Raw genomic sequence first — 7568 nt, forward strand, 5'->3', positions numbered from 1 at the left:
GCCATCCCCTCGAGTTGGCGGGAGAACACTTTGTCATACCCGTAATCGTTCCCGATGGCGGTGAGACTCGAAGTGTCGGTTGTAAGGGCAAGCGAAGGGATAGAGGGACGGTCAAATCCGTAGCGCCCTACGAGTTCTGCCGCAATATGCTGTGCATCGGCAGCCGAACCGCCGTTTCCGGCGAGCATCGTCTTTTTGCCGTTCCGATAAACATCAACACAGGTTTTCGCCACAGTCATAATGACATCGATTAATCCCTGATTTTCTAAAATTGCCTGCTTGGTTGCCGCTGAATCGGCAATCTGCGCTCGAATATAACGTTCCATTTTTTTTCCTTTTAGTACCGTATTCCCGTAACGGAGCGTACTTTTTCGATAATTTCACTTGCCGCGGCACTCGCTTTTGCTGCACCGAGGTTCAAAAGTTCCCGCACTTCGTCCTGATGCGATTCAAAATATTCTCGACGCTCTCGGTAGGGACGGAAGTATTCCCAAATCACATCATGGGTATAGAGTTTGAAATGACCATGCCCTTCTCCCCATTTTGTATAGCGCTCTTGCAATGCGGCACACTCTTCATAATCCAAAAAGAGTTTGGCAATGTTATAGACATTACAGTTTTCATACTCTTTTGGCTCTTCCATCGGTACCGCTTCGGTCACGATCTTTTTAATAATTTTTGATTGAATCTTCTCTTCACTGAAAATCGGGATCGTATTGCCGTAACTTTTCGACATCTTCTGTCCGTCGATCCCCGGAACGGTAGCAACGTTCTCATCGACACGAAACTCCGGCAATACGAATATATCACCGTATTGATTGTTGAATTTCACGGCGATATCGCGGGCAATCTCAACATGCTGAATCTGATCTTTCCCGACAGGTACTACTTGTGAACCAAAAAGTAAAATATCGGCCGCCATCAAGACGGGGTAGGAAAAAAGGCTGTGATTGCTGGCAATCCCTTTGGCCACTTTATCTTTATAGCTGTGTGCCCGCTCCAGAAGCCCCATCGGGGTAAATCCGGACAGAACCCAATAGAGTTCAAGAACCTCTTTGACATCCGACTGCACCCAAAAGGTACTTTTTTTCGGGTCCATCCCCAGTGCTAAAAAGTCGGTTGCCGCCTGCATGGTAAGCTTCGATAACCGTTCGCCGTCGCTGAGGGAACTCATAGCATGATAATTGGCGATAAACGCAAATACCTCATGATCGTTTTGTGATTCGATCATCGCTTTGATCGAACCGAAATAGTTTCCGATATGTAAATCGCCTGATGGTTGAATTCCGGTTAATACTCTCAAAATTATCTCCTTGAATAGAGAATATTTTACCGCAGAGTCTCTTAAGCTTCCTCTTAAGAAAAGATATGCTATATTTTTTGACAGTTCAAGTCAAAAGGATTCACCATGAATGTCCAAATTCGCTCTAAAGAGATTAAACTTACCCAACACCTAAATGATCATATTGCGACCGCTATTGAAAATTTCAAACGCTACCATCTTGATATCACCACGGTTAATGTGATGATCACCAAAGAGAAAAAAGGGGTCGGCGTCGAATTTGACATGCACATTGCCCACGCACAACCTGTCGTTATCTCCGACGTCGATGAAGATATCGATACTGCGATCGATATGGCGATCGAACGTGCCAACAAAGCCCTCCGCCGTCTTCACGACAAAGTAAAAGATCACCATGCCACCTCACTTCGTGAGATTGAAGTTGTGGAAGAAGCTTAACCCAAAATCGAGGTTCGTATGAATAAAATCAATATTGTATGCCCCCATTGCGGGGGGATCAATGCTATCCCGATTAAGGATTCTTACGTAAAAGCCGTATGCGGCCACTGCAAAGATTCTCTCCTCGATACCAAACCCATCTCTATAGATCCTTCTTCTTTTGACCGGCTGATGCTTAATGACGAGCGCTTGATAATTGCCGATTTTTGGGCACCGTGGTGCGGCCCGTGCAAGAGTATGGCTCCCTCATTTGAAGAGGCGGCACGGCACTTTGCTCTCAAAGCGCAGTTCATTAAAATCAACACGGAAGAGCAGCAGCATTTGGGTGGACGTTTCGGTATCCGATCCATCCCGACCGTTATTGCGTTTAGAAACAACCGCATCATTGATCAATTCAGCGGTGCTTTACCGGCTCCCCAGATTATTGCTTGGGTCAAAAAGCACCTGTAGTTATTAATCTTTTTTTGCTACCCTACCGTTTCATTTAACACAACAGGACAGAACACATGTACAGCTGGATGCTTTGGTTTCATATTATTTCAATGGTGTCGTGGTTTGCGGTACTTTTTTATCTTCCCCGTCTCTTTGTCTACCATGTTGAAAACGGTACCAATCAGGGATTTATCGACGTCGTCAAAGTGATGGAGATGAAGATTTATAAATATATCGGTGTTCCGGCATTTTGGGCGACATTGCTCTCAGGAATAGCCTTGATAATTATGTCTACACAGCACTACAACGGAATCAATGTCTTTCAAATGGGGGGATGGATGCACGCGAAACTAACTCTCGTAGCTATTTTAACCGCTTATTTTTTCACACTCGGATATTATCGTCTCAAACTCAAAGAGAATACAGCCTATAAAAGCGGGAAGTTTTTTCGTATCTATAATGAAGTACCGACACTCTTACTCATCGGAATTGTTGCTCTCGTCATCGTTAAACCGTTTTAAAAGCCAAAAGCCAGGAGGCTTTTGCTCTCTTTTACCACATCGACCGAGTTTTATGCGGTTTCGGTCTTCGATTCGTATTTTTCGCTTTCGCTTTAAAGAGTACCGGAGTCCCCTCGAAATCAAACTGCTCTCGTAACTGATTCGTCAAATATCGGCGGTAACTGAAATGGAGCCCCTGCGGCTTGTTCATAATCAGTGCGATACGCGGCGGACGGATATCGTACTGCGTTGCAAAGTAAAGACGGATATTCATGCCGTTGATACTCGGTAAGATATGTTTGCGCATTGCTGTTTGGATAACCTCGTTGAGTTTACCGGTAGAGATACGCTGTGAATAGTTCTCATTGATTTTAAGGAGCATATCAAAGATTTTGTGTACACGCTGTTTGCTCTGTGCTGAAATCGTGATGATCGGTGCATAGCTCAAAAATTTAAATCGGTCGCGTACTTCTGTCATAATTTTTTCGTAATCTTCTTTCGGTGCCAAATCCCATTTATTGAGAACGATCAAACACGCAAGTCGGTTTTTATCGACGAACCCCGCGATCTTCTCATCCAAATCCATAAACGGTTGGGATGCATCCAAAACAAGAAGGGCAATATCCGCCGTCTCTAACATCTCTTCGGTACGCATGAGGGCGTATTTTTCAATCCCGAGAATTTTACCCCGCTTACGAATCCCTGCGGTATCGATAAAGGTAATCTTTTTATCCTGATACTCCACCATTTCATCGATCGGGTCGATAGTTGTCCCTGCAACGGAACTGACCACCGAGCGGTCTTCTCCGAGCAATGCGTTAAGCAATGAACTTTTTCCGACGTTGACACGACCGATGATTGCTACTTTCATTTGGTTGACATCACCCGCTTCGTACTCTTTGACGATTCCGCGATATGCCTCTTCGAGGGCTTCTATCGACGTTTCCTCTTCTGCATCATCCTCTTCGGGAATAAAGAACCCATCGTCCTCATCTTCATCGAACTCTTCATCATCCGAAGAGGCTTTTAATGCCGCATCAAATCCGTCCATCTCATCCTCTTCTGCAGTTTCGACTTCAGGTTTAACAATAGCAGATTCAGGGAGTTCAGACGCAATCCAGTTTAGAAGCGGAAGAACCGAACGGTTATGGGAAACGGAAATACCGAAAATACGCTCTGTCCCAAACTCATAATATTCCCAAAGCTTCTCTTGCATCTTGTCATTGTCGATTTTGTTGACAACCAAAGCAATCGCTTTTCCCATCGATTCAAGCTCATAAAAAAGCTTTTTGTCGTCCTCTTCGGGAAGACTTTTACCGTCCACCATAAAGAGAATAATGTCCGCTTCATGTGCCGCTTTGAGAGATTTTTCTTTGATCCGGTCGAAGAGTTCACACCCCTCATCCAATCCGCCAGTATCGAGAATTTCGACCTCTTTATCCACTACGACGGCAACCCGTTTTTTAACGTCACGCGTTGTTCCCGCTTGCTCTGACGTGATCGCATCACGTTGTTTGAGCAAACGGTTAAAGAGGGAACTTTTGCCGACATTCGGACGACCGATAATCGCTAATTTTTTCATAGACTTCCTAATATTTATGCCTATTCGGGATGGTGACCCCGACCGGCTGCGCTTTCATTGCAGTATTAAGTGCTGCGCTTTAATTGATATTTTATTATAGCGTATATGCCCTTATGATATGATTGCAACAATGATATACTATGATTATAAACAATTTTGTACTGATGTCCAAAGTCTAAGAGAACGATGCGAACCGTTCCAAGCGGACACGATTCTCGCTGTTGCGCGGGGAGGAATGACACTTGCCCATGCGCTCGCTATGGCACAGGATACCCGTAATCTGCAAAGCATCCGGGTAGAGAGCTACGACGGCGAAGCCCAACGCCCCCAAGTGACTATTTTAGGTCAATGCGACCTCTCGGCGTCAACGCGGGTTCTCGTCGTCGATGATATAGTTGACAGCGGACAAACCCTGATGCACCTTATCCCCCTTTTGCGTTCAAACTATCCGGATTGCGAATTTAAAATCGCCACCCTCTTCACAAAGCCGACTGCCCTCGTACAGCCGGACTTTTTCTTACACGAAGCTACGGATTGGATTGACTTTTTTTGGGAAAGAGATTTCTTAAAAACCAATTTGCTATAATCCGCTCAACTACAAAATTTTGAAATTTTACCCAAGGATTTTTATGCCAAAAGAGTATATTTTTACTTCCGAATCGGTTACCGAGGGACATCCCGATAAAATGGCCGATCAAATCAGCGATGCAATTTTGGATTATATTATTGAACATGATCCCAAAGCGCGCGTAGCGTGTGAGACTCTTGTATCCAACGGTTTTTGTGTTATTGCCGGTGAGCTTAAAACCACCGCCTACGCTCCGATGCAGGAGATTGCCCGTCAAGTCGTCCGTGAAATCGGATACACCGACGCAACGTATGGTTTTGACTATCGCTCATGTGCCGTACTCAACGGTATCGGCGAGCAGTCTCCCGACATCAATCAGGGAGTCGATCAGGAGAACGGTGAGATCGGAGCGGGAGATCAGGGGCTAATGTTCGGCTACGCATGCCGTGAAACCGATGTTTTAATGCCGTTGCCGATCTATCTCTCCCACCGTTTGGCGGAACGTTTAGCGCAAGTACGCAAAGAGGGAATTATCCCTTATCTACGACCCGACGGGAAGACTCAGGTAAGCGTCCGTTATGTCGATGACAAACCGGTCTCTGTCGAAACAGTTGTTATCTCTACCCAACACGCCCCGGAAATTTCGCAAGAAAAACTCCACGCCGATGTTATTGCAGAAGTCATCAAACACATTATCCCCGCAGAGCTTATGTCTCCGAACATTATCTACCACATTAATCCGACAGGCAAATTTGTCATCGGCGGCCCGCAAGGGGATGCGGGTCTAACGGGGCGTAAAATTATCGTCGATACCTACGGCGGAGCCTGCCCTCACGGCGGAGGTGCATTCAGCGGAAAAGATCCGACCAAAGTAGATCGCTCAGCTGCTTATGCCGCTCGCTACGTTGCCAAAAATCTTGTCGCATCCGGCGCATGTGAGCGGGCTACGATTCAAGTATCGTACGCAATCGGTGTTGTTCAACCGATCTCTATCATGATCAATGCACACGGAACCGCCGTTGTCCCAGAAGAAAAGTTGGAGAACTGCGTCAAAGAGCTTTTCAATCTGACGCCAAAAGGGATTATCGAATCTCTGGATTTGCTGCGCCCTATTTATCGAAAAACAGCGGCATATGGTCATTTCGGACGTGAACTTCCCGAATTTACATGGGAAAAAACTGACAAGGTTGACGCAATCAAATCCTATTTAGGACTCTAAACTACGCTTCTGTAACACTCCTCCATAATCTTCATTCGCCCGCCTTATTTTTTAGGTGGGTTTAAAATTCTTCTGTTATAGTTACCACATATTTATCAACCAAGGAGAACCCTATGGCAGTAGTCATTAATGATACCTGTATTAACTGCGGCGCTTGCATCGACGAGTGTCCTGTAGAAGCGATCGTCGACGAGGACGATAACCCGACGGGTGAAGAAGTTTATTACGTTTACGGTGACAAATGTGTTGAGTGTGTCGGTCACCATGACGAGCCAGCGTGTGCAACGGCCTGCCCTACTGAGGGTTGTATCACTTGGGATGAAATCGGTGCTAGCCCGGCTCACCGTGATGATGTTACTGCAGAGATGCGTTCTTCTAAAGCAAACGTCGTTAACTAACCACTAATTTCAAACGCCAAAGGGAGAAAATTCCTTTGGCTGCATTCACCGCAAAGGCGCTAAAACCTGCTGTTTCGAAAGATCATTTTCTACCTTCTTTTACTCTTCTTCCATCTTTAATATTACTTAAATTATTGTTTCGCTATAATCCGCCTCTATTTTATACACACAAAACAGGAGCATTGATGGAACAAACGTTGTCAATCATCAAGCCTGACGCCGTAGCAAAAGGTGTCATCGGAAAAATTTTAGATCGTTTCGAAAGTAACGGTTTAAAAATCGCGGCTATGAAAAAAGTTCAACTCTCTCGTCAAGACGCAGAAGCGTTTTACTCAGTACACGCTGCACGCCCTTTCTTCAACGATCTCGTTGATTTCATGGTAAGCGGACCAGTCGTTATTACTGTTCTTGAGGGTGAAAACGCTATCCTTAAAAACCGTGATTTGATGGGTGCAACCAACCCTAAAGAAGCGGCAGCGGGAACTATCCGTGCTGATTTCGCTGAAAATATCGATGCTAATGCGGTTCACGGAAGTGACTCTGCTGAAAATGCGGCAATTGAAATCGCATTTTTCTTTTCAGGGCGCGAAATTTCGTAAGTACCATGAAAATAGCATTTAAAAAATTGGGATCACAGCCGCTTCATTTTGAGGTAAATAGTGACAATGCCTTTTTTTCGGGTGATTTAATCCTGAAAAAAAGCAATCTAGCCCAATTAAACGGTACAATTACAGGGAGTATTTCGATTCCCTGCGATATCTGTGCCGAAGAAGTAGAAAAATCTTTGAATGAAGAGATCACTTTTTACCTAAGCGATGGAATATACGAGGGCAACGACGAAGAGTTGGATGTCGTCGAAATCGATCGATCAATGATTGATTCGGAAGAGCTTCTCAAAGCGGAAATCGAATTGATCAAAAGCGACTATTTTTGTTGCAAAAACTGCGAAGGAACCTCGTTAGATCGAGAATTCTAAATTTTCGCAAGTGCGCCGGGCATCCCGCCGAAGGAAACTCAGCGTTAGCGTAACCGAGGGGATGTATTCCCTCGGTGTTTAAACTAAACAAGAAAGGACTATAAAAGATGGCAGTACCTAAAAGAAGAGTGAGTCATTCTCGCGCCGCAAAA

At 45.1% G+C, this 7568-nt stretch carries 11 protein-coding genes; 8 read left to right on the forward strand and 3 right to left on the reverse strand.

The genetic code is table 11. The features are described from left to right. Together Q0C19_RS09540 and trpS are read right to left on the reverse strand one after the other, a co-directional pair. Window positions 1-326 (reverse strand): SIS domain-containing protein (locus Q0C19_RS09540; protein WP_295055438.1); only part of this gene is annotated, 326 nt, incomplete at its 3' end. Window positions 327-337: 11 nt separating this feature from the next. Continuing rightward, entirely contained in the window at window positions 338-1303 is a 966-nt protein-coding gene (gene trpS / locus Q0C19_RS09545) for a tryptophan--tRNA ligase (protein WP_295055440.1), read from the reverse strand. A gap of 105 nt (window positions 1304-1408) precedes the next feature. Here trpS and raiA point away from each other — a divergent pair, with 105 nt between their 5' ends. The 3 genes from raiA to Q0C19_RS09560 are packed head-to-tail and all read left to right on the forward strand — an operon-like array spanning window position 1409 to window position 2694. Next, window positions 1409-1741, forward strand: coding sequence for a ribosome-associated translation inhibitor RaiA (gene raiA, locus Q0C19_RS09550; RefSeq protein ID WP_295055442.1), 333 nt, complete (start codon window positions 1409-1411; stop codon window positions 1739-1741). 18 nt (window positions 1742-1759) lie between these two features. Further along, on the forward strand, window positions 1760-2191 hold the full coding sequence (gene trxC / locus Q0C19_RS09555) for a thioredoxin TrxC (RefSeq protein WP_295055444.1): 432 nt from the start codon (window positions 1760-1762) through the stop codon (window positions 2189-2191). Between the two features lie 56 nt (window positions 2192-2247). Beyond that, window positions 2248-2694 (forward strand): CopD family protein, encoded by a 447-nt coding sequence (locus Q0C19_RS09560; RefSeq protein WP_295055446.1) that lies wholly within the window; start codon window positions 2248-2250, stop codon window positions 2692-2694. A 31-nt stretch (window positions 2695-2725) separates the two neighbouring features. Here Q0C19_RS09560 and der read toward each other — a convergent pair whose 3' ends face one another. Further along, window positions 2726-4255, reverse strand: a complete 1530-nt coding sequence (gene der, locus Q0C19_RS09565) for a ribosome biogenesis GTPase Der (RefSeq protein ID WP_295055448.1) — start codon at window positions 4253-4255, stop codon at window positions 2726-2728. Between the two features lie 130 nt (window positions 4256-4385). On the opposite strand from der, the gene Q0C19_RS09570 reads away from it, so the two are divergent. From Q0C19_RS09570 to Q0C19_RS09590, 5 genes are all read left to right on the forward strand, one after another. After that, window positions 4386-4841: a phosphoribosyltransferase family protein gene (locus Q0C19_RS09570; RefSeq protein WP_295055450.1), complete on the forward strand. Its 456-nt coding sequence runs from the start codon at window positions 4386-4388 to the stop codon at window positions 4839-4841. A gap of 43 nt (window positions 4842-4884) precedes the next feature. Further along, a complete protein-coding gene (metK, locus tag Q0C19_RS09575) occupies window positions 4885-6042 on the forward strand; it encodes a methionine adenosyltransferase (protein WP_295055452.1) in 1158 nt (385 codons plus the stop codon). A 113-nt stretch (window positions 6043-6155) separates the two neighbouring features. Further along, a complete protein-coding gene (locus Q0C19_RS09580; protein ID WP_295011127.1) occupies window positions 6156-6440 on the forward strand; it encodes a 4Fe-4S dicluster domain-containing protein in 285 nt (94 codons plus the stop codon). Between the two features lie 185 nt (window positions 6441-6625). After that, window positions 6626-7039, forward strand: a complete 414-nt coding sequence (ndk, locus tag Q0C19_RS09585) for a nucleoside-diphosphate kinase (RefSeq protein WP_295055454.1) — start codon at window positions 6626-6628, stop codon at window positions 7037-7039. Between the two features lie 5 nt (window positions 7040-7044). Beyond that, window positions 7045-7416 (forward strand): hypothetical protein, encoded by a 372-nt coding sequence (locus Q0C19_RS09590; RefSeq protein ID WP_295055456.1) that lies wholly within the window; start codon window positions 7045-7047, stop codon window positions 7414-7416. Window positions 7417-7568: the final 152 nt, after the last annotated feature.

The sequence above is a fragment of the Sulfuricurvum sp. genome, assembly GCF_023250475.1.
Classification (GTDB): domain Bacteria; phylum Campylobacterota; class Campylobacteria; order Campylobacterales; family Sulfurimonadaceae; genus Sulfuricurvum.